28 protein-coding genes are annotated in these 20109 nt (G+C 61.4%); 13 read left to right on the plus strand and 15 right to left on the minus strand.

Annotated elements, in window-relative coordinates; genetic code table 11:
* Positions 1 to 18 precede the first annotated feature (18 nt).
* The 15 genes from PIGHUM_RS22305 to PIGHUM_RS23970 all read right to left on the minus strand — a co-directional run bounded on the left by PIGHUM_RS22305 (position 19) and on the right by PIGHUM_RS23970 (position 11430).
* Positions 19 to 588 (minus strand): hypothetical protein, encoded by a 570-nt coding sequence (locus PIGHUM_RS22305; RefSeq protein WP_116802367.1) that lies wholly within the window; start codon positions 586 to 588, stop codon positions 19 to 21.
* Entirely contained in the window at positions 588 to 1514 is a 927-nt protein-coding gene (locus PIGHUM_RS22310) for a phage Gp37/Gp68 family protein (RefSeq protein WP_124081917.1), read from the minus strand. Before PIGHUM_RS22310 ends, PIGHUM_RS22305 begins: the two co-directional genes overlap by 1 nt.
* Positions 1515 to 1516: 2 nt before the next feature.
* The gene (locus PIGHUM_RS22315; protein ID WP_116802369.1) at positions 1517 to 2044 is read right to left on the minus strand and encodes a hypothetical protein; all 528 of its coding nucleotides are present in this window, start codon (positions 2042 to 2044) and stop codon (positions 1517 to 1519) included.
* Positions 2041 to 2235, minus strand: coding sequence for a hypothetical protein (locus tag PIGHUM_RS22320; RefSeq protein WP_116802370.1), 195 nt, complete (start codon positions 2233 to 2235; stop codon positions 2041 to 2043). Before PIGHUM_RS22320 ends, PIGHUM_RS22315 begins: the two co-directional genes overlap by 4 nt.
* A complete protein-coding gene (locus PIGHUM_RS22325) occupies positions 2232 to 2735 on the minus strand; it encodes a hypothetical protein (RefSeq protein ID WP_124081918.1) in 504 nt (167 codons plus the stop codon). The genes PIGHUM_RS22320 and PIGHUM_RS22325 overlap by 4 nt, the downstream gene beginning before the upstream one ends.
* Before the next feature lie 19 nt (positions 2736 to 2754).
* On the minus strand, positions 2755 to 3654 hold the full coding sequence (locus PIGHUM_RS22330) for a recombination-associated protein RdgC (protein WP_124081919.1): 900 nt from the start codon (positions 3652 to 3654) through the stop codon (positions 2755 to 2757).
* 21 nt (positions 3655 to 3675) lie between these two features.
* Positions 3676 to 4050, minus strand: coding sequence for a hypothetical protein (locus tag PIGHUM_RS22335; RefSeq protein WP_124081920.1), 375 nt, complete (start codon positions 4048 to 4050; stop codon positions 3676 to 3678).
* On the minus strand, positions 4050 to 6083 hold the full coding sequence (locus PIGHUM_RS24040) for a KTSC domain-containing protein (RefSeq protein ID WP_187697817.1): 2034 nt from the start codon (positions 6081 to 6083) through the stop codon (positions 4050 to 4052). Before PIGHUM_RS24040 ends, PIGHUM_RS22335 begins: the two co-directional genes overlap by 1 nt.
* A 6-nt stretch (positions 6084 to 6089) precedes the next feature.
* Positions 6090 to 6788, minus strand: coding sequence for an ERF family protein (locus PIGHUM_RS22355; protein WP_160142392.1), 699 nt, complete (start codon positions 6786 to 6788; stop codon positions 6090 to 6092).
* 10 nt (positions 6789 to 6798) lie between these two features.
* Positions 6799 to 7194 (minus strand): hypothetical protein, encoded by a 396-nt coding sequence (locus tag PIGHUM_RS22360; RefSeq protein WP_124081921.1) that lies wholly within the window; start codon positions 7192 to 7194, stop codon positions 6799 to 6801.
* A 403-nt stretch (positions 7195 to 7597) separates the two neighbouring features.
* Positions 7598 to 8563, minus strand: a complete 966-nt coding sequence (locus PIGHUM_RS22365) for a hypothetical protein (protein ID WP_124081922.1) — start codon at positions 8561 to 8563, stop codon at positions 7598 to 7600.
* A gap of 25 nt (positions 8564 to 8588) precedes the next feature.
* Entirely contained in the window at positions 8589 to 9062 is a 474-nt protein-coding gene (locus tag PIGHUM_RS22370) for an SPFH domain-containing protein (RefSeq protein ID WP_222929313.1), read from the minus strand.
* Between the two features lie 38 nt (positions 9063 to 9100).
* Complete coding sequence (locus PIGHUM_RS22375) at positions 9101 to 9433, minus strand: hypothetical protein (RefSeq protein ID WP_222929314.1); 333 nt, start codon at positions 9431 to 9433, stop codon at positions 9101 to 9103.
* Positions 9434 to 9857: 424 nt separating this feature from the next.
* Positions 9858 to 10613, minus strand: a complete 756-nt coding sequence (locus PIGHUM_RS22380; protein ID WP_124081923.1) for a hypothetical protein — start codon at positions 10611 to 10613, stop codon at positions 9858 to 9860.
* A 103-nt stretch (positions 10614 to 10716) separates the two neighbouring features.
* Positions 10717 to 11430: a helix-turn-helix domain-containing protein gene (locus PIGHUM_RS23970; RefSeq protein WP_160142393.1), complete on the minus strand. Its 714-nt coding sequence runs from the start codon at positions 11428 to 11430 to the stop codon at positions 10717 to 10719.
* 261 nt (positions 11431 to 11691) lie between these two features.
* Between PIGHUM_RS23970 and PIGHUM_RS22395 the strand changes: the two genes are divergently transcribed.
* The 13 genes from PIGHUM_RS22395 (at position 11692) to PIGHUM_RS22450 (ending at position 20109) form a co-directional block, all read left to right on the plus strand.
* Positions 11692 to 12156, plus strand: a complete 465-nt coding sequence (locus PIGHUM_RS22395) for a phage regulatory CII family protein (protein WP_124081926.1) — start codon at positions 11692 to 11694, stop codon at positions 12154 to 12156.
* Positions 12153 to 12380, plus strand: a complete 228-nt coding sequence (locus PIGHUM_RS22400) for a helix-turn-helix domain-containing protein (RefSeq protein WP_124081927.1) — start codon at positions 12153 to 12155, stop codon at positions 12378 to 12380. The genes PIGHUM_RS22395 and PIGHUM_RS22400 overlap by 4 nt, the downstream gene beginning before the upstream one ends.
* Positions 12377 to 13246 carry a hypothetical protein gene (locus PIGHUM_RS22405; protein WP_124081928.1) on the plus strand — a complete coding sequence of 290 codons (870 nt, stop codon included), beginning with the start codon at positions 12377 to 12379 and terminating at the stop codon, positions 13244 to 13246. The genes PIGHUM_RS22400 and PIGHUM_RS22405 overlap by 4 nt, the downstream gene beginning before the upstream one ends.
* Positions 13243 to 13749, plus strand: a complete 507-nt coding sequence (locus PIGHUM_RS22410; RefSeq protein ID WP_242633048.1) for a phage N-6-adenine-methyltransferase — start codon at positions 13243 to 13245, stop codon at positions 13747 to 13749. The genes PIGHUM_RS22405 and PIGHUM_RS22410 overlap by 4 nt, the downstream gene beginning before the upstream one ends.
* Positions 13746 to 14972 carry a site-specific DNA-methyltransferase gene (locus PIGHUM_RS22415; protein WP_124081929.1) on the plus strand — a complete coding sequence of 409 codons (1227 nt, stop codon included), beginning with the start codon at positions 13746 to 13748 and terminating at the stop codon, positions 14970 to 14972. Before PIGHUM_RS22410 ends, PIGHUM_RS22415 begins: the two co-directional genes overlap by 4 nt.
* On the plus strand, positions 14965 to 15909 hold the full coding sequence (locus tag PIGHUM_RS22420; protein WP_124081930.1) for a hypothetical protein: 945 nt from the start codon (positions 14965 to 14967) through the stop codon (positions 15907 to 15909). The genes PIGHUM_RS22415 and PIGHUM_RS22420 overlap by 8 nt, the downstream gene beginning before the upstream one ends.
* Positions 15906 to 16685 carry an ATP-binding protein gene (locus tag PIGHUM_RS22425; protein ID WP_124081931.1) on the plus strand — a complete coding sequence of 260 codons (780 nt, stop codon included), beginning with the start codon at positions 15906 to 15908 and terminating at the stop codon, positions 16683 to 16685. Before PIGHUM_RS22420 ends, PIGHUM_RS22425 begins: the two co-directional genes overlap by 4 nt.
* Positions 16682 to 16819 carry a hypothetical protein gene (locus tag PIGHUM_RS23975; protein ID WP_160142394.1) on the plus strand — a complete coding sequence of 46 codons (138 nt, stop codon included), beginning with the start codon at positions 16682 to 16684 and terminating at the stop codon, positions 16817 to 16819. The genes PIGHUM_RS22425 and PIGHUM_RS23975 overlap by 4 nt, the downstream gene beginning before the upstream one ends.
* Entirely contained in the window at positions 16819 to 17292 is a 474-nt protein-coding gene (locus PIGHUM_RS22430) for a DUF1367 family protein (RefSeq protein ID WP_124081932.1), read from the plus strand. The genes PIGHUM_RS23975 and PIGHUM_RS22430 overlap by 1 nt, the downstream gene beginning before the upstream one ends.
* Positions 17289 to 17591, plus strand: coding sequence for a Ref family recombination enhancement nuclease (locus PIGHUM_RS22435; RefSeq protein ID WP_124081933.1), 303 nt, complete (start codon positions 17289 to 17291; stop codon positions 17589 to 17591). Before PIGHUM_RS22430 ends, PIGHUM_RS22435 begins: the two co-directional genes overlap by 4 nt.
* Positions 17592 to 17805: 214 nt before the next feature.
* Positions 17806 to 18246: a hypothetical protein gene (locus PIGHUM_RS22440; RefSeq protein WP_222929316.1), complete on the plus strand. Its 441-nt coding sequence runs from the start codon at positions 17806 to 17808 to the stop codon at positions 18244 to 18246.
* A 2-nt stretch (positions 18247 to 18248) separates the two neighbouring features.
* Positions 18249 to 18881, plus strand: coding sequence for a helix-turn-helix domain-containing protein (locus PIGHUM_RS22445; RefSeq protein ID WP_124081934.1), 633 nt, complete (start codon positions 18249 to 18251; stop codon positions 18879 to 18881).
* A 4-nt stretch (positions 18882 to 18885) separates the two neighbouring features.
* Positions 18886 to 20109 (plus strand): terminase small subunit, encoded by a 1224-nt coding sequence (locus PIGHUM_RS22450; protein WP_124081935.1) that lies wholly within the window; start codon positions 18886 to 18888, stop codon positions 20107 to 20109.

A 20109-nucleotide genomic window follows, 5' to 3' on the forward strand; every position in this document is an offset into this window, starting at 1 on the left:
GGCCTCCTGTAAGGTTTGTTATGAATGCGGCTCCCGTGCTGTGGCAAGGTGAGCCAGGGCGCACTTGATGGCCTCCGGCACGAGCCTGGCCGGGTCGGGGCAATCCCTGTCCGGCATGCGGATGAAGCCGAACTCAATGCCGTTGCTGATGAACTGGTCTGCCTGCTGAAGCGCCCTGACGCACTGTGCCAGCGGCCCGGACAGCAGGCGCCGCACTTCCTTCAGCTCATGATTCCTGTACGCTGAATCGACGTAGACCCGGTGGTACTTGCTGGCGCCCACGAAAGCGTCAGCCGCTTCCTTGGTGAGATAGAACTGGCCGGTGTAGCGCCAACTCCATTCGTAGCCGGTGCGTGTCCAGTTCTCCGGCTCCTTGCCGAATCGGGTGTAGTAGCGGTCAAGGGCGCGGGATTTTTGAGGGTCGGCCAAGTCGCCCTCGCAAAACCAGCCTACATCGGAGGCGTAATCCGGGTCGATTCCCGTCACCAACACGCGCTCCTGAATGCAATACACGGGGCTGGCGGTGTATGCGTTATCCTGCTCTTTGAGCTTGGCGGCCAGCGCGTCCAGAAACTCTACGTGACCCATTACGATGCCTCCGGGAATCCGTTGTGTTCAATGCCGTTGAGCAGGCGACCGGCGGCGGACTTCCCGGCCCGCCCCATGATCGTGCCGTCTGGAAATGTGTGTTTCTTTCCGTTGACGGGTACACCCTCCGCGTGGCCCATCATCGGAACCCACTCGCCCCATTGCTTGAACAGGAACGGCACACCTTCAGCCTCGCATTGGTCGCGCAGGCTTTGCGCCCATTCCGGGTGCATGGGGCGTGAGCCTGGGCCGCTTTCGCCGCCGGTTATCACCCAGTCAATGCGCGGGCGCAGCATGTCGTCCATCGTTCGGAGCGCGTTTATTCTGGCCGGGGAAGCGCCGTCCTTCGTCGGAACGGGGATGTCGGTGAGCTTCACCGGCCCCAGCAGCGGCTCCATGCTCAAGAAGCGAATGGCAGCCGGTAGCGAGAGAAGCTTGGGGATGTCGCGGTCTGCTTCCTGCTGGTTCACTACCGTTATGCCCAGCCAGACATTGCTGGGAAGGCGCGGCTCATCCAGCAGGTCGAGCCAGAACAGGCGCTGGGCAACTTCCGCCATCATGGCGGCGACGTTGCCGACGCGCTTGGTGACAAGCAGCCAGTCCAGGTGAGGGGTGCGCTCAATGAGCTGGAACAGGTCGGCCCGCCAGGACGCCGGTACGGCGTTGTCGAATACGTCCGCCAATGAGGCGGAGAAGACGCGGTAGCGGATGCCCTGGCGCTCGGCGTTGGCGTTCCAGGTCAAGGGCTTGCGCCAGTATGAATCCCTGGTGCGGTGCCGCTCTGCTCCAGAACCCCACTCAACAAGCCCGCTGCGCTTTGCCCAGCCTTCGGCGTAGCAGTTGTCGCAGCCCGGCCCCACGCGCTGGCAACCATACCAGGGGTTGAAGGTGTGATTTGCCCACTCGATTTTCGTGTTCTCGGCCATGGTCAATCATCCTTGTTCTTGGCGTCGTGCTCCGCCTTCGCCTGTCGGTAGTGAGCTTCGGAGCAAAAGCCTTGGCCCATCCATAGATGGTGTGATGGGCGACCGCAGAAGCAGACAGGGAATGGGTCGGCGCGGTTGGCGTCAAACCATGCTTGCGCCTCTTTTCCATACGGCTCATCCTCGTCAGGGATGTGGCCGGGGCCGAATAGGCCGTTTTGAATCCAGACCATGGCCGCATCAGCACCCCGTCCGTGCTGCCACTCAATCCATGCTGCCTGGTTGGCTACCACCATGTCGTGGATGATCTTGCCCAGGTCGTTGCCAACGCTCTTGAGTCTGGCTACTTCGTTCTCAAGCGCGTGACTTCGGTCGCGCAGGATCTGCTGAATCAAGGCATCAACGGCCATTTCGCTGCCGAACTCCACGTAGCCCTGGGCGTTGATTCTGCCGCCGACGTGGGCCACGCGCTGCGCCAGCGTCATGCCCTTGGTGGGGCTGTCGGCGGCTGGTGTTTTGCTTTCTTCTGTCATTTCGACCTCAATTGGTTCATGTGTTCCAGGACATCACGCTCGGCGGACTCGGTGACGGGGTGATGCCCCAGCGCGCGCCCGCACTGGCCGTCTTCCAGTGCGGCGATGGTCAATTGCTCCACCAGCTCGGTGTGCTCTTTCTTCCATCGCTCCAGGGCTTCGTGGGAAAGGTTGATGATGGCCGCTGTCATGCTTCAGCGCCGGACAGGGCGGCTTGTTGCTTGGCGTCCTGAATTCGGCTCAAGTGCGTCAGGTAGTAGACGGCGGCTTCCACCTCTTCCGGCATCAATATCTGAGGGTCGCGGTTGCGGGTTTCGTCCAGTAGGCCAATGGAGAAAATCAAGGAGCCATGCTTCGGGCCGTAGCCGTAGCCATGGTCTGATCGTTGACCGTGCCAGCGGTCGTAGCTCTTCGTGCTGAAGTGCTGTTCCCACAGTTTGCCGCCGCCGTGCAGGGATAATTCCTTGATGGCATCATGCAGGGCGCTGGCGCGATCCTCCCCGGCGCTGGCGTAGCTGCCATGAACGCGCAACACGGTTTCTGCCAGGGCAATCTGGTCGCTATCAAGGCCAGAGACAGACTCGTTTATGGACTGCCTGATCTTGGAGATTCGTTCCCGAATGGCGGTGCGGTTGGCGTTGTATTCGTTATCCAGGCTCTTCAGCGACTGCTGGGCGGCGTGTAGTGCCACATAAGATTCTGTCAGTCTGCTACTCCGCATGGCGTTCACCTCCAAGCCCTTCCACCAGGTCATCAATCAGCCGGGAAAGCTCGCCGCTCATCAGGGTGAAATCGGAATCGAATTGCTCGGTTTCGTCTTCGGCAGGGGCGCGGCCCTCTTGCAGCACGTCCAGCGGCACAATGCGCTTCAGCTCCATGCCGTCGGTGAGCATGAAAGAAACCTTATCCGCCCAGGTCAGCGCCATGCGGGTGCATTGCTTACCGGCTTCGACGTGGCGCCGGGCGTCGTCCAGCTCCACGGTTTCGCGGACATATCGCACCGCGCCGCCGCTTTCTGACGTGGAGCGCAGCTCGGTGTCGCTGTCGATGGTGAAGTTGGCTGGCGGTTCATCGCTGATAAGCCAGTTGGACATGGCTGCCGCCGGTGACACCTCGGTGTAGAGCGGCATGGCGGGGAAGGGGTCAAGCGCCTTGGCAAGAGCGCCCATTACCTCATCGCTCTTTGCTGCCGTGGCCGTGTCGATCACCAGCCAGCGGTTCTTGATGTCAATCCACACGCGGGTGTCGCGGTACTGGCTGAATGCCTTGGGAAGCAGCTCATCGGTGATCTGCTCCTTGATTTCCTTCATCTGCCTGCGGCCAGGCCGGTAGCCTTGCTGCTCTTCGACCTCTTTGGCGCGGGCGGCGGTGAATTGGTTGATGACGGTCGTTGGCAGAATCTTCGACTCCACGCGCAGCGTCAGCAGGTAGTTGCCGTCGATGGCATGCACCAGGCCGGATTCAGGGCGAGGTGGAACCCAGCCCATTGCCGTCATTTCAGTTGCACCGCCAGGGCGAAACGCCGTTGCCCCCAGAGCATCCTCAAGGGCAGTGGCGTCCAGGCTCCAGGAGGGTGAAAGCCGGAAGATTCTTAGGTTTTTGAACCACATGATGAATTCCTTTTGTTGGGCCTATTCGGCGTGGCCCGTGTTGATCTGCATAGGGGTGGATTCGACAATGGCGATGATTTCGCTCATGGCTTCGCGTGTGCTGATTCCGCCTTCTGCCTGATGTCTTTGAATGACGGCGGAAATTTGGGTTAGGGCCGCCTCCGCGCCAACTTCCTGGCTTTTTTCAATCGCCGGAATGGGGCGCAGCTTGGGGAAATCTTTTATGCGACACGCTTCTTCTATCGCTGCTTTTAAGGAGGCAACAATCGGCCTAGTGTCCGCATCATCCAATGTGATTGATTCGATGCCTCCGCATGACGGGCAAAAACGAATGGCGGGATTTTGCCCGGCCAGCGCCGGGCTGGCCGGGGGGCTGCCGTGATGCTGGCCGTCCATTACGCCGCTACCTCTTCTGGGTGGTATTTCTTGAACGGCAGGCTTTGCAGGTGCTTGCCGAAGTAGGTGCCGACGGATTCGGCCCCGATGAAGTCGGCATGCGTCTGCGGGTCTACGTCCGGGTAGTGATAGATCGCGCCGTTCCCGCGTGTGAACGTCACGGCCAGGGTGCGGGTGGCTTCGTCGTAGCCGATAGCCTTGATCTTGTTGGATTCCACCGGCTCCATGGGGATGTGCTGGTAGGTTGCTGCGTCATCAAAAGCGGCTGCTGGGGTACGTGCCATGTCGTGGCTCCTTTCTTGGGGTTGGTTGATCTGCGCTGCATGGGCGCGCGCAGCAGACGTGAGGCGCGCGATCAGGGCTTGGCAGATTCGGGGGAAATCGCTCTCGTGATAGAGCTTTGCGGACTTCTCGGTGGCCGCATGCGCAAAGCCAATGTTCGCCAGCCCGTCAGCGGTCAGCGTGATGGGCGACAGGCGTTCATTGATCTGGCCCAGGCGGAGCGTGGGCGCGGAGTCAGCGGCCTCCGGTGTTGGCTGCTCATCCAGCAGGCCGCTGAAGGTGCTGGTGCCAACAAAGGCGGGCGACTGGCTCGCTAGGCTGGCCGGGCCGTTGTTTTCAATGACTGTGGCGGCGGGCGATTCGATAGCTGTATTGGCCTTTGCTTCTGCCGGGAGCTGCTGCGCCTCTTGCTCAAGCTCCTTGCGGATTTGTTCACGCTGCTCTTCAAGTCGGTCGGCTTCGGCCTTTTCGTGCGCCTCGATGCGGGTGGTGATCGTCAGGGCGAAGTCTTCCAGCGGCTTGGCGATGAGCTGCTGCAAGTCGGCCAGCAGGGCGCGGTGCTGCGATGCGTTCTCTTCCACCCAGAGCAGCTTTTCATGGACTTCGGCGGCGATCTTGTCGGCGTCGATTTTGCCGTTTGCCAGGGCGGTGTCGAGCTTGTCCTGCATGCTCGTGAACGTGCGCAGCCCTTTGATGGCGGCGGCGAAGTCGGGCGCCCTAACGTCGATGCGGACGCCCTGGATGCCTTTTTGCAGGTCGGCAACGTAGCTGGTGAATGCCTGCGCTGCGTTGCGCACAATCTCTTCGCGCCTGCGCTTTTTCTCGGCCTCCAGCAAGCGTTCAGCGATCAGGCGGTTGTCGCGCACCAGCTTCGCCAGCATGTTTTTATGCCGCTTGGCCTCGTCCACGCTCTGGATCTGCGCCAGCATCATGTCTTCGGCGGCGTCGAGCTTTTCCTCGGCCTCCTTCATGGCCTTGATCTGTCGGTCGAGGTCAACGAAATCCTGGTCGCTCTCCGGCTTGCGAATCAGCTTGTTGTCCAGGAAGTCTTGCAACGCTTGCTCGAAGACTTTGAAGTTGTCGATCACGTCGATCTGGCCGGACACACGTACCGAAACTGCGGGCAGAGACTGCACCGGCTCGGCCACCAGCACCGGCACGACCTCGGGCAGCTCGTAGCCTGCCAGGTCGCGGTCAAACTGCGCCCAGCCCGCCTTGATTCGTTCTTGCCAGTCGGGGTCTGGGAAGACCTCCATCCACTCCATCTTGTCGGGAGTGCCGTCCGACACAACGAAGATCACCCGGCGCGCGCCGGTGATGAGCAGGATTTGCTGGCACTGCGGCATGTGCTCTTCGGGCAGGACGCCTGCGGCCACCGATTCGGCCAGCGCGGCGTTCCATTGTTTGTGCTCAAAGGCGGTGTCGCCGTCCAGGGTCAGACCGTCGCATGACGCGGACAGGTGGCCGCCTTCGTCTTCATTCGAGCACGTTACCGGGTACAAGTCGTCACCGGCGATTTCTTCCGCAAGCGGGCGGGCCTTGGCTTCGACCTTGTGGCCGTAGTCCAGGATGTGCTCCTGCACCCAGTCCGAAAACTCCTTGGGGGTGCCGGTGTGCTTCATGCGCAGCAGCTCGGAGCGGGTCGTTTTTTTCGACAGGCCCAGCATGGCGGCGGCTTCGCTGGCGCCGTGGTGTTCCAGCCGGAATGCCTGCCACTCCGGGCTACCCTGGACAAGATTGTGGATCTTCATTTGGTGTTACTCCGTTTTTGCCCAGGACGCGATTTCGGCTTTTTGCTCGTCGGTCAGCAGGGTTTTGGTTTCGATCATGGCGATCATGTCGGCCACCGGCTTTCCAGCCGTGACCAGCCGCTTCCAGCCTTCGGTTTTCTGCGCGAAGGTGTCGGGGGTGCATTCAGGGAGTCCGCCTGGCTCCGTGCGGGTGGCGGGTTTGTTGGAGCGGGCCGCGTCGTTCGATTTGCCCTTGGTTGGCGCATCCTGAACAGGCGCGCCGTCCTCGTCCAAGTCGTCGTCGGACGTGAGACCCAGGATTGCGCCGTAGGCATAGCGCCGTAGGTATGTCACGACGGCGCCGAACGCCTTGGGGTCGTGGAAGTCGTTCGCAACTTTCAGGCGTGACGTGACTGTTCCGCCGTCTTTGTGTCCGAGAATCGTCTCGATGACGGCCTCTGGAACCCGGCCCTCAAGGTCGTTGATGGGTTGGATGACGAACAGTCCGTTGTCCGCCAGCGGCTGCTTGACCGATTCACGCATGACAGACAGGTCGGCGTAGCGGAATGAGTACGGCGCGCTGTCACGCGGCCTGATTTGAACCAGACGGTTCTTCTTGATTTCGGGGAAAGCGCCCTGGGCCACGGCCAGCGCGGCAAACAGGGCATTCCTGCCGGGGTGATCTGCAATCGTGGTGCGATTTTCAATGATCGGGATGGTGCTCATGGTTGATTCCTCATGCATCGCAGCTTGAGCAGCGCCGACTGCTGCAACCTGCGCAGGGGTGGTTCTCTGCCTCTTTGTTGATCTGCCGTTCCGCTTCGCTGCGGGCGGCGGCTTCCCAGTAATCGCGCGTCAGCTTTTCCAGCGCTTGGCCCGCTGCTGCCGTGTCACCCTCGCGCAGCAAGTCGGCCAGGCGCGTCACCGCCTGGTCGTCGGCTTCGCACAGGGCTTCGCATAGGTTCTGCGGGTCGAATGGCGTAAAGCCGGGCGTCTCCATCAGCTCGGCGGCGCGGTCGCCAATGGCGGAGTCGCTGGGGCCGTCATCGTCGGCCCTGGGGTCGTTGGGGTGGCCGCTGTATGGCGGCCATGTTGCTTCGTCGCCGAAGCCGGGCATGGATGTCAGGTTCATAGCGTCACCTTTGCCAAGCCCCAGGAACGGCGGCGGCCATAGCCGCACCGGCGGTAGTGCCGGTAGTCGGCAAAAAGCTTCAGCGTCTTGCGGATTCTCTTCATCGCGCGGCCCTCACGCTGACTTTGCAGAACCCGAACCGCTCAAAAGCGTCAATCGCCGCGCCGCAGGTGCTGCGGTGCAGGGCGGTGTAGCTATGGCGGTCGCCGGATGCCGTGGTTACGTTCACCTGGCAGGGGATAAGCCGGGTGGCGGGACGCGCGGCAGGGGATGCCGCACTTTTCAATGTCGTGGCGCCCATATCGCGCTCCTTTGTCTGAAAAAAGAAAACGCCCCTGGCGGGGCGTTTGGGTGCGGCCCGCTCGGCGGGCCTTCCCGGTCATGACACAAGTCTCAAAAGGCACTACACCTTTGCGAGACGACCACCGACGAACGGGCCGGAGATCCCCGCGCCGTCGTAGACGATGAGAGGGAAGAGGCCAGCGCCGCCGCCGACGCCCCAACCGCCGCCGTGGTAGGCCACGGCGTTGCGGTAGGCCCAGAAGTAGTCACCGAACGCGCTCTTGTCGCGGTCGTCGTGGGTTTTCTTCGGCAGAAACATCGCGCCAAGGTCGAAGCCTTCGCCGCTTTTGTTCGAGCGGCGGCGGAACCATCCGCTGTCGGGAGCCTGGACGCCGGTGCTGCGATACTCGCGGCTGCCGTCTTCATCCCAGACCAGGTAGCGGCCTTCGTTGTCAGTGCGCAGGCCGTCCAGCATTTGCCAGACATTTCCCCAGAGGCCGGTAATGCCGCGCCACGAAGCGCTCATTACGCGGGGGTCGTCCACCGGCTGTACGCCGCCGCCGTCAACATGGCCACGGGCGATAGCGGCCTGGGCGTCCGGGGTGCCAAGCTCGATAAGTGCCAGCATCTGCACCGCCGCAAGCTGGTGGGCGCTCCACAGCATCCAGCCGTCGCCGCGCGCGGCTGCGCGGGCCTGCATGGTCGGGAAGTCGATATTGGTCAGCGGCATATGTCCGGGCTGGCTGCCCAGCATGTCGCCGTCCGGGGTGCCTTGGTACGCGCCCAACCAGAACCGGCCAAGGTCTTCGCCCTGGTGGCGGAACGCAGGGTGCAGCTTGAAGCCGTCTTCCCGCTCGGGGCTGCACCAGATTGCCTTCTTCCCGGCGTTGTCGCCGTGCTCGATGGTCGCGGAGCGGTAGTAGTAGGCGGGGATCTCGATCATGTGCTGATCGTCAAAGAGCGCGGGCTTGATGCCCGCATAAAGCGCGTCGAATGCGCCCGGCTCGACTTCTACGCTGTTGCCGTCGGCGTCAACGCGCTGCCAGTCGGTCAGCTTCTTGCCGACGATGATTCCTTGAATGCTCATGGGGTGGATTCCTTTGTGGGGAGGGTTACTGCTGGGGTTTGAGGCGGCTTGCTTCGAGGATCGGCAAACCGGCTTCGGTCGGAACGTAGATCACCTGGGCGCCCTGTGCGCGGGCTTCTTTCAGGCTTTCGATATGCAGGTAGCGCAGGTAGCCTTCGGGGCCGCCCAGACCATCGGCCACGATGCGGTTTGCTTCGGCCACGCCAAGCGCACGGGTGATTTCGGCGTCGGCCAGCGCCTGGGCCGAATCCTTGATTGCCGCCGCTTCACGCACCTTGATCTGGCGGTTGAACTCGGCCTCGGCCAGTTGGGCCTTGCCGGACATCGAGCGCTGCCAGACGTTGGTGTAGGGGTAGGCCAGCAGCCCGGCTATGGCGATGATGACACCGACGGCGATGGTGATAAGCCCTGGTGTTGAGCTGCGAAGCGAGTCGGCCAGGACGTAGCCGACAAAGCCGACGATGAGGCCAATGATGAGAATGACGATGGTGATAAGCATGGGGGGGTGGTTCCTGTGGTGGTGGGGCGGTTGGTGATTCAGTCGAGTCCGGTTTCTCGGGGCGCGGTGCGGACAAGCCGGGCTGCTTCCTCGAAAGCCTGGGCCAGCCGCTCTCTGCGCTTTACCGACTTGGGGAGCCAGAATGTGACGGCGCTGCGGTCGTCGTCTTCTGGCGGGTGGTGTAGTCGTTCGCTGCTGTGCAGGATGAACTGGACGGCGCTGTACGTAATGCCGGTGTTGCTTGGCTTTTCGATGCGTAAAACTTCGTCCGTCAGCTCTTGGCTATAGACATTCACTCGCATATTGGGGATCTCCATCGGCTTGCTGGCCGGGGCGGTTGTTGGTTTTGGTGGGATGGGGTGTTTGGGCAATCCGGTTTCGGATAAGGCCCGTTGCCGGGCCTGGGTGGGGTGCCGGGATTCCAACCGGCGTAACCGTTTCTCGTCTTGGCCGTCTTCGCCTCACTCTGTTTGCCCGTGTACGCGCTTTGGCGGCTGGGTACGGCAGAGACACCGCGCGCCGACCGGCCATGCCCAGGCGGCGCTATTTGTGCCGGACGAACACCCACGTAGGAGGGTGAGCAACATCGGCGGATTCGTTGTTAAAGAGCAGGTGCGTTGCCGGGTGTTGCCCGGTGCTGCGATAGTCGTAACTATAGTTACCGTAGAAAGAGTTGTCAACTATGGTTACCTCAAGGCGAAAAAAAACCCGCCGGAAAGGGCGGGCTTGTTCGAAGCGAAAGGACGGCGGGGGGGCTACATCGCAGTCGTCTATCGCCTATGTGGGGGGGCGTTGTTACCATACCTTGAAGTAAACGGCCTCAAAGACCGGGGCGGATTTTTCTTGCCCTGATACTGTCGTGTACTTCGTGTTTGAGATATATCGTCCAACCAGGTCGAATCCGCCCTCAATCTTTGCTTTATCGAAGTAGTAGTTTTGCAATTGATCCGGGATTACAACGGCAAAATAGTCGGTGCTTTCACCAAGCCCGCGCGATCTCCGTAGTGCGTTGGCGAGCAATTCATTGTCTTTGGACGATGATAAGGCAGCAAGAAACTCTGGCGATTCCCCTGCCATCTTGATCTTTCCGTGAATGTAATACATGCCCCCATCTGGCTTTATTTTGGGGGCGCTTGCAAGCTGGCCACCATGTTCGGCTTCGTAGTAAATGACGGCCTCTCCCAAATTCTCCGGTACGGAGGTTCTGGCACGCATTTCGGCTTCTCGAATTGCCAGTGCGGAGGCTTGGACTTTTTCTCTGACTTGCTTTTGTTCTTGCTCGGCCTGGCGGGCTTCCCGCTCGGCTTTTGCCTCATCAAAGAGCCGTCTTAGTCCAGCCGACTCTTCGCACCCTTCGCCGCACCAGTTTGATGCTCGTAGAGCTTGGCAGAACGCTTCGACCGTAGGGATCTGCTTGTAGTCGAGCATCCTCAAGTCATCTCTGGATATGCTGTTGTTCCATCCGCGATGGCACTGCTGCGCCATAACATTCAATGGAGAAAGAAAGACGATTGAGCAGGCGGCGACGACGACACAGAAAATGCGTTTCATTTTGGTGATTTATTTTCTTTCAAAAGAATTGAAATGTTACTGGGATGGCAAAATTTTTTGACCATTTGACCATACCAGCGCAAGCCGAGGACGTTCTTTTGGCTTAGGCAACATTTGTCTTTTTTCTCTCCCGTAGGAGCTGTGCGGCCCTTTCTTCGAGGATTTCGATAGAAAGGAGCGCTTGTTTTTCTAGCCCATCTCGTTCCTCTTTTGGCAGCAGCACAAGATCAACGACGGCGCGGGTTGCGTCGCTGGCGTCGCTGTATGCTTTCCACGCAGACTCCATGGCGCCAGGCTTGGCGGCTTCGCGCTCGACGCCAGGCTTGGCTGCGCCAACACCGCGCACAAGCTCTTCAACTGACACGCCGAATAGGTCGCACAAGCTCAAGAGATTGCCCAGTTTGAGGTTGGCCGTCATGCCGCTTTCCCATTTTGTGACGGCGACACGGCTTACCCCTACCTTGTCGGCAACGGCCTGTTGAGACATCCCTCTGGACTCTCGTAATCGTTGTATTCGTTTGTCTAGCGACTCCATGTAAGCATGGTTACACGGAACGCTGAAACTATGGTTTGCTTTCTCATGGTAACTATAGTTACAATGGCAGGCATGAAAAACGAAGCCCACTCCCGTCTGATTGATGAGCTTGGCGGAACCGTCGAGGTTTCCCGTCTCTGCCAAGTCACGTCTCAAGCTGTCTCCAAGTGGCGCAACGAAGGCATCCCGCAAGCGCGTCTTATGTACCTGCGACTGGCGAAACGGGAAGTTTTCGAGGCGTGGGAGGCGAAGCAAATCGCGGCCCAAGAGGTCGGTAACCATAAAGGAGTCTCCCATGTGTGAGAACGAGTCGCCAACGAGCAAGCGGCCACAGGTTGAGCTGCAATCGGCGCCGCCGCTGGCTCCCGCCAAGCCGTCGCCCAAGGGCGATGACCATCCTACTGAGTCCGCTCAAGACGCAAAACGGGTACAGATCGGCCCGACCGACGTTTGAGCTGCTGTTCTTTTCAATCATTTTTTCCATGCCTCCATTGTCTGCCCCGAGTCGGGAAGCTGGTAGGCGAAAGTTAAAGGCCGTTCGTCATGCGTAGACCAATCAAGCAAATTCACCGTGCGCTTTTCCTGGCGCTTCAAGCCGATGCCAAAGAGTTTCCGGGCGGTATCCGGGCCATTGCGGAAAGCATGGGCATGAACGGGAACACGCTGGCCAACGGCATCAATCCCGACCACGACGCGCCGCCCCCCAGCTTCGGCGTCATCCTTGAAATCATCAGTCTGGCCCAGGCCCGTCGCGCCGTGTTTGCGCTGGCGCGCCTGGTCGGCCAGGTTCCCATGGACTTCGAGCTTGACGACCGCGACCCAGCCGACGCCGTGCGCTTGTTCATGGCGCTGGTCAATTCGGCCAGCCAGTCGCTGGCCGCCGGTTCGGAGCGGGCAAAGGATGGTTATTTCTGCGCCGACGACCGCCGCGCGCTGGAGCCACTGCTGACCGCCTTGATGAAGGCGACCGGCGAACTGCTGCAATCCATCCGTGGGGGCGCCCTATGAGCCAGTGCGAACGACTTCTGGCGCGCCTGAAGCGCGGCCCCATTACGCCGCTGGAAGCGTGGAGCGAGCTGGGTATCTATCGCCTGGGCGCGCGGGTCTACGACCTGAAAGAGCAGGGCCACGAAATCACCAAGGAGCTGGTTTCCGTCACCAACCGTATGGGTGAAGAGTGCCGCGTGGCGCAATACACCCTGCTGCGCCGTCAGGGGAGGGCTGCCCAATGACGCACGATGAATTGGCGCTCGACCTGGCGCGCCACCTGCGCGAGAGAACCGGGCGTATTGTCTGGACTGACATGCAGCTTGGCCCGGTCGGTTCGCCGCGCCCTGATGTCTACAGCATCGAACCGTCCTATACAAAATTCCGACCCATTGCCTATGAGGTCAAGGTGTCGCAGTCCGACTACCGGCGCGACATTACTGCTGGCAAGTGGCAGACATACCTGCCGTTCGCTGCGGGCGTGGTGTTTGCTGCCCCCGCTGGCCTGGTGGAGCGTTCGTCATTGCCGGAGGGTTGCGGCCTGATTGTGCGCAATGCAGATGGCTGGCGGACGGTGAAGGCACCCACGCTGCGGGCCATTGAAACGCTGCCTCATAGTGCGTGGGTCAAGCTGTTCATTGACGGCATGGGTCGTGAAGCTGACCGGCTAATCCGTGAAAGCCGCCCCGGCCTGTCAGACGAATGGATGGCGCGGCGCACCGTAGGGAAGAAGCTGGGTAGCGAAGTTTCCCAGATCCTTGTGGAAAGGGGGTATGCGGAAAGCCGGTACGCGCTGGAGACAAAACGCCTTTGTGATGCCGCCGACGGCATGACCGAAGAGGTTCGGGAGCATGAGCGGCGCATCAGGGAGCGGGTGGAGCGCGACGCGGCGGAAATCGACAAAGTACGCGCGGAGCTGGCCCAGGCTTTGGGCCTGCCCGCCAATTCCTCCGTGCGCAGCATTCGTGCGGCTGCCGAAAGCCAGTCCTACCGTCTGTCGAAAGATGGCGAAATTCAAGAGCTGCGACACGCCCTGTCAATGGCCCAGCGGGCGCTGACCGGCGGACTGTCTGTGCCTGCCTTGGCTACCGATGGAGGGCAGACAGCGTGAATGTGTTGTTTGAAACGGGTGCTGCCGGGTCTGTTGCGACGACGCACGACTGGCTGACGCCGCCGGAGATTCTGGCCCCCCTTGGTGAATTTGACCTTGACCCCTGCGCCAGCGAGTTTCAGCCGTGGCGCACGGCAAAGCAGCAGCTCACTATCCGCGACGACGGCTTGGCGCATGAATGGGCTGGCCGCGTCTGGTGCAACCCGCCATACGGCCCGCATGCGGCTGAATGGCTGGCGCGGTGCGCAGCCCATGGCGATGCGATTGCCCTGGTGTTCGCCCGTACCGAAACCGCGTCCTTTCACGAGCACGTCTGGCCCAAGGCCGACGCGCTGCTGTTCTTGCGCGGGCGAATCAAATTCCATCTTCCTGGTGGGCGGCGGGCAGTCAGCAATGCGGGCGCGCCGTCCGTTCTGGTCGCGTTCGGCAAGGCCAACGCTGACGCTCTGGCTTCCTGCGGCTTGGCGGGTGCATTCGTACCGCTGCGGGAGGCCAGGGAATGACGGAACAAATCAAACACCTGTCGGCTGAAGCGGTCATGGCACCGTTCGTTGGCCGCGACCACCTGACGAATCGTGAGCTGTTCGGCCAGCTTGCGCTACAGCTTGACCTGCCTGAGAGCGTTCTTGATTCCCGTGCGCCTGTTGGAAAGTCGGGCAAAGAGTGCAACCTGTTCGAGCGCAAGGTGCGCTGGCACCAGCAGACGCTGAAGCACCTGGGTGTCCTGGAGCGAGTGGATCGTGGAACGTGGAGGTTGAGCGGGGAGGCGCAAAAAGAGCTGACGCCCGCGCCCAAGCGTTCCGTCTTGCTGGCCTTTTCAACGGACTTGGGGTGCGCCCTGTGGGCAAGTGCGGAAGACGTTTTCAGCGGCCTGGGGGAAGAGATAACCCTCGCGTTCACGTCGCCGCCGTACCCGTTGGCAAAGCAGCGCGCATACGGCAATGTTGACCAGACTGCCTATATCGACTGGCTGCTACCGATCATGGAGCCGGTCGTAAAGAGCCTGCGACCAGGCGGGAGCATTGTTCTGAACGTCGGCAACGATATTTTCATGCCCGGCTCCCCAGCAAGATCGCTGTACGTCGAGCGGCTGACGCTGGCGCTGCACGACAGCCTGGGGCTTCACCTGATGGAGCGCTTTGTCTGGCACAACCCGACGAAGCCGCCTGGCCCCGTCCAGTGGGCGTCCATCAAGCGAGTGCATCACAACACGGCATACGAGCATGTCCTGTGGTTCACCAATGACCCGGAGCTGGTGCTGGCCGACAACCGCCGGTGCCTGCAAGAGCACACGGAGAAGCACCGGCGCTTCGTTGGGTCTGGCGGCGTGAAGCGGTACACGAGGAATACCGGCGGCGCATACACGCTGCGAGAGGGCAGCTTTGGCGCGCACACCGAGGGCGCAATAGCCCGGAACGTGCTGACCATCCCGCACCGATGCCCTGACCAGCAGCCCGCGCGTGATTTCGCCTCTGCCAATGGCCTGCAAGCCCATCCGGCGCTGATGCCGGTGAGGCTGGCGGAGCACTTTGTTCGATTCCTGTCCGAAGCAGGAGATTTGATTGTTGACCCGTTCGGTGGCTGGGCCACAACGGGCCGTGGCGCCGAGCTGAATGGCAGGCGCTGGCTTGTCACCGAACGATGCCGGGAATACCTGATGGCTGCTGCGCAGCGTTTCAGGGATGCCCCTGGCTTCTATTCGCCGATGGAGTGCAGCAATGCGTGATTACTCAAAGGTCGGCCCGAAGTTCTGGATTGGAGCCACTGGCAAGCGGCTGCGGACAGCGGGCGTGGAGGCGCAGATCGTCGCCATGTACCTGCTGACCAGCCCACACGCCAACATGCTGGGCCTGTATTACTGCCCCGAAATGTTCATTGCGCACGAAACTGGACTGGGCTTGGAAGGGGCTTCAAAGGGGCTTCAAAGGGCCATCGAAGCGGGGTTTTGTGAGTATGACGAGGCTTCGGAGGTGGTGTGGGTAATCGAAATGGCTTCGTACCAGATCGGGGACGCACTCAAACCCAATGATTTGCGTGTAAAGGGGGTGCAGAACGAGTACGGATCACTGCCCGATAACCCTTATTTGGTGCGGTTTTACGAGAAATACAAGGACGCTTTCTGCATGTCCGTATGCAGGGGAAAACAAAGCCCCATCGAAGCCCCTTCCAAGCCCCATCGAAGCCAAGAACAGGAACAGGAACAGGAACAAGAACAGGAGAAAGAAAAACAAGGCGCTGCCGCGCCCGGTGTGTCTGGTTCGGATTCGCCTGGCGGCGATGAGCCTGGAAACCCTGACGGCCCTGATGCGCCTGAAAATCCGCCCAGTGGCCCTGCTGATGACGAAAAATCAAAACGCGCCCTGGGCATCCGGGAGCTGGTGGCCGAGGGCGTTGACCGGCAACACGCCGAGGACTGGCTGAAGATCCGTCGGGCGAAGAAAGCCCCGCTGACCGAAACCGCCCTGGACATCGTGAAACGAGAGGCCGCGAAGGCCGGGATGACGCTGGCGGAGGCAATCGCCCATGCGGCCAGCTCGAACTGGGCCGGGTTCAAGGCGAAATGGCTGGATCAGCCTGACGGCGACCGTTCGCGCCAGCCAGCGGCAAGCGGCAGATTTGCCGGATTTGAAGATCGAAATTACGGAACTGGAGGCCGACTGTGAAAGCACTGACCGACTTGCTGCCTGGCAGCACACCACAAACCCAAGTCGCCATGTGCGACGAGCACGGCGAGTACGAGAGCCGCCATGTTTTCGGGCGCGTCTGGACGAAATGCCCCGTCTGCGAAGCCAACGACAAGGAGGAGCGGCGCCGCGAGGAAGAGGCGCGCGACCGGGCAAAGCGCGTGATGGCGTGGCAGAACAAGATCGGCGGCGCGGGTATCCCCGAGCGGTTCCTTGATCGCCGCCTGGGTACGTTTATCGCCAAGAACGACGACCAGCGCCGCGCCCTGGCCTTTGCCCAGGATTACGCCGACACGTTCGATGAAGTTCTGGCGTCTGGCCGCTGCGCGCTGTTTATTGGCCGCCCCGGCACGGGCAAAACTCACCTGGCCGTAGGCGTGGGCATGCAGATCATGGAGAGCGGTTACACCGCGCTGTTCCAGACCGTTATGCGGGCCATTCGCAGGGTAAAGGACACCTGGAGGCGCGACAGCACGGAGAGCGAAACGGCGGCGATTGCGGCCCTGGTGTTCCCCGACCTTCTGATTCTGGACGAGGTGGGGGTGCAGTTCGCCAGCGATGCCGAGCGCCTGATTCTGTTCGACATCCTGAACGAGCGGTACGAGAAGCGGAAGCCGACCCTGTTCCTATCGAACCTGACGACCGACGAAGTTAAGAGCTGCCTGGGCGAGCGCGTGTTCGACCGGCTGCGCGAGGACGGCGGCGAGTTCGTGGCGTTCGGATGGGAAAGCCATCGCGGTAAGGAGGTGGTGTGATGCTGGAAGCTCTGCTGGTTGGTGTTTGCATGTTCCTGGTGTTCGGCCTGGTGGCGCTGGCGGCGGCTTCCCTGGCCGCAGCGCTGGCCCTGGCGACCTTGGCCCGTGACTGCGAAGAGCGGGAGGGTCGGTAATGGACATCATGCTGGTGAAAACGCCTGGCGGTGCGCTGGCGCCGGTGGATGCCGAGGCGCGGGAAATGGTTGACAAGCTGAAGCTGGGCCAAGGCATCCAGGCAAGTGTGCGCCGCGCGCGCAACGTGCGGTTTCACCGCAAGGGCATGGCCCTGTTCCGCCTGGCATACGACGTGTGGGAGCCGCTGACGCCGCTGGAATACAAAGGGCTGCCGGTCGCCAAGGACTTCGAGCGGTTCCGCAAAGACATGACGATCCTGGCCGGGTTCTACAAGGCTGTCTACAACGCGCGCGGCGAAGTGCGCCTGGAGGCGGAGAGCCTGCGGTTTTCGTCCATGAGCGAAGAGCGGTTCGAGGAAGTGTTCAACGCGGTGCTGAATGTCGTTTGGAGCCGGGTGCTCAAGGCCGCTGGGTACGCCAGCGTCGAGGACGTGGAAGAGGTCATTGAAGAGCTGCTGAGGTTTGACCAATGAGCCGCGCCGCCACTGCCGCCGAGAAGCGCCACATGGGCCGCGTGGCCGCCTTGGGCTGCATCCTGTGCGATCACCTGGGCCTGGGCGCGACCCCGGCGCAGGTTCACCACATACGCGAGGGACAGGGCATGAGCCAGCGCGCCAGCAACTACCTGACCGTGGGCCTTTGCCCAGAGCACCATACGGGCAAAAGCGGCCTGCACGGCCTGGGAACCAACGCCTTCGAGCGCACCTATGGGCTGTCCGAGCTGGACTTGCTGGCGATGGTCGTGGAGCGACTGGGGGCGAAATGCAGGTAGAAGCGACCACCGTGCGCTGTATCGACTGCGCCCACTGCCGAATGAAGGACGCCGGGCAAATGGGGCGTCTCGGTTTCGGTCTGTGCTCCAAGAGCACCAGCACGGCCACGTTCGAGAGTTCGACGTATCCCCGGCAGTGTCCGATGTTCGGCCCGGCGGCTGAAAACGTGAAGGCTGCCAGGCTGGACTGGCTCAACGGGTGCAGGGGGTGACGATGGCGAACGCATTGCGATGGAGCGAAGAGCAGTTGGCCGCCCACCTGCGCCGCAATCCGGCGCCGGAGACTGCACCGTTGCCCCAGGCCCAGCCGGAGGCGGCCTGCACGTACACGGCGCCCACGGAAAACCCGGCCATGAACAAGACAGAGGCCGAATACGCCGGGATGCTGGAAGCCCAGCGCCTGGCCGGTTCGGTTCTGGCGTGGCAGTACGAGGCTGTCACGCTCAAGTTGGCGCACAACACCCGCTACACGCCTGATTTCATGGTTGTGGCGGCTGATGGCGCCCTGGAGTTCCACGAAACCAAGGGCGGTTTCATTCGTGAGGATGGTTGGCTGAAGCTGAAGATGGCGGCATCCATGTTCCCGTTCCGTTTTTTTCTGTGCCAGAAGGCGGAAAAGAAGGATGGCGGCGGCTGGTCGATAAAGAGGATTTAGGAATGGCAGAAAGAAAATCGGCACCCAGCACGCGCATGGAGCAGGCGGCAGCGGTGAGAACCATCGGAGCGCGGATGCGGCAGGCCAGAGAGCTGTGCAACCTGTCGCAGAGCGCGGCGGCCAAGCGTCTGGGCTACAGCAACAGCTCGAAGCTGTCCAAGGTGGAGGGGGCGACGGACACCAACAGCGTACCGCTGTGGCTCATCACGAGGGCCGCCAAGGTGTACGACGTGTCCGTGGATTTTCTTTTCGGCGTGAACGATGACTGGGAAGTCGGTGCGCGCATGACGCAAGAGCGCGAGGTTTCCGCCTGGTTGTGGGAGGCGATGGAAAAAGCGCGGCTGCGTGACGTGGCGACTCTGAAAAAATTACACGACAAGCTCGAAGCCATGGGGGAGTCCACCGCGATGATGCTGGAAACCACGGGCGATGCTTCGGCGGCGCTGGCCCGGTTCATTGAACTGAACCCAGGATTCGAGGACATGCCCGGCGGCGCGCGGCTGATGAGTTCCGTCGGGCGGGCGAACGGCGCGGCAAAGGGGGTGAAGGTCAAGCTGGAGCGGTTCAGGATGGAATGCAAGATGGCCGCAAGCGATACCCTACAGCAAAGCCTGCCCCTGTGGGATGAGGATTGATTGTATGGCAGCAAAACCAAAGCTGACGCCCGAAGAGTGGGCGAAGGCGCGAAAGCACTGGGAGAACGATTCACGCGACGGATACGCATGGCTGATTGCCGAGCTGGAGTTGCCCGTGTCGGGGCCAGCCGTGCGCAAGACGGCGTTGCGTGATGGATGGACGAAGGCGGAAGGGGCGGTAGCGGCAGAGAAGCCAGAGGCACCAGCCAAGGTAGAGGCCAAGCCAGCCACCAAGAGGGTGGCAGCAAAGAAGGTAGCAGCGAAGAAGACAGCCACCAAGGCCACCAGCACCCAGAGAGCGACCAAGCAGGCAAGCAAGGTTTCCAAGGTTTCCGAGAACCATAAGGTTTCCGAAACCATGGACAAGGCGAAAACCATAGAAACCTTGCCCACGACAACCATGGACGCCCTGGAGGAAGACCCTGACCAGTTTGGGATGCTGGAAGACCTGACCGATATGCAGGAAGTTTTCGTCAGGGAATACATGGTGGACTGGAATGGCACCAAGGCCGCGATCAGGGCCGGGTACAGCCCGAAGAGCGCATCAGAGATTGCTTACCAGCTCCTACAAAAAACTCCAGTGAGGGATGCGATACAGGCGCTGGCGTCAGTGCGCGCCCGCCGTCTTGGCATAGACGCGGACGGGGTGATGATGATGTGGGCGGCCATCATCGAGCTGGACGCCAACGAGCTTTCGCAACTGCGCCGGGTGTGCTGCCCGTACTGCCATGGCGAGAACCATGAGCGCCAGTACACGCCGTCTGGACTGGAAGGGGCCAGGCTGAAGCACGAGCGGGAGCGTCAACGCCGCCTGAAGGCCGATCAGAACGACGACATCGGCGACTTCCCGGAATATGAAGGGGAGTGGTACGACAAGCGCCTGCCGCCCGCCGAGGATTGCCCAGAGTGCCACGGCGAGGGGGTGGAAGAAGTCTGGTTCGCGGATACACGCCACCTGTCGCCTGCCGCCCGTCTGGCGTACTCCGGCGTGAAGGTGGGCCGTGACGGCATCGAGGTGCTGACCATGAGCAAGGAGAAGGCAGCTGACAACCTTGCCCGCGCGCTGGGGCTGTTCAAAGACAAGGAAGCCGAGGTCAACATCAACATGGTTGCCAGTGAAGACCTGTACCGCGTGTTCGATGAGAAGATGCAGGCCGCCCGCGAGCGCCAGGCGCGAATCATGGAAGAGCGCGGCATGCTTGAGGATGGCCGGGGAGGGGGCGAGTAG

Source organism: Pigmentiphaga humi, from assembly GCF_900606115.1.
Taxonomy (GTDB): domain Bacteria; phylum Pseudomonadota; class Gammaproteobacteria; order Burkholderiales; family Burkholderiaceae_B; genus Pigmentiphaga; species Pigmentiphaga humi.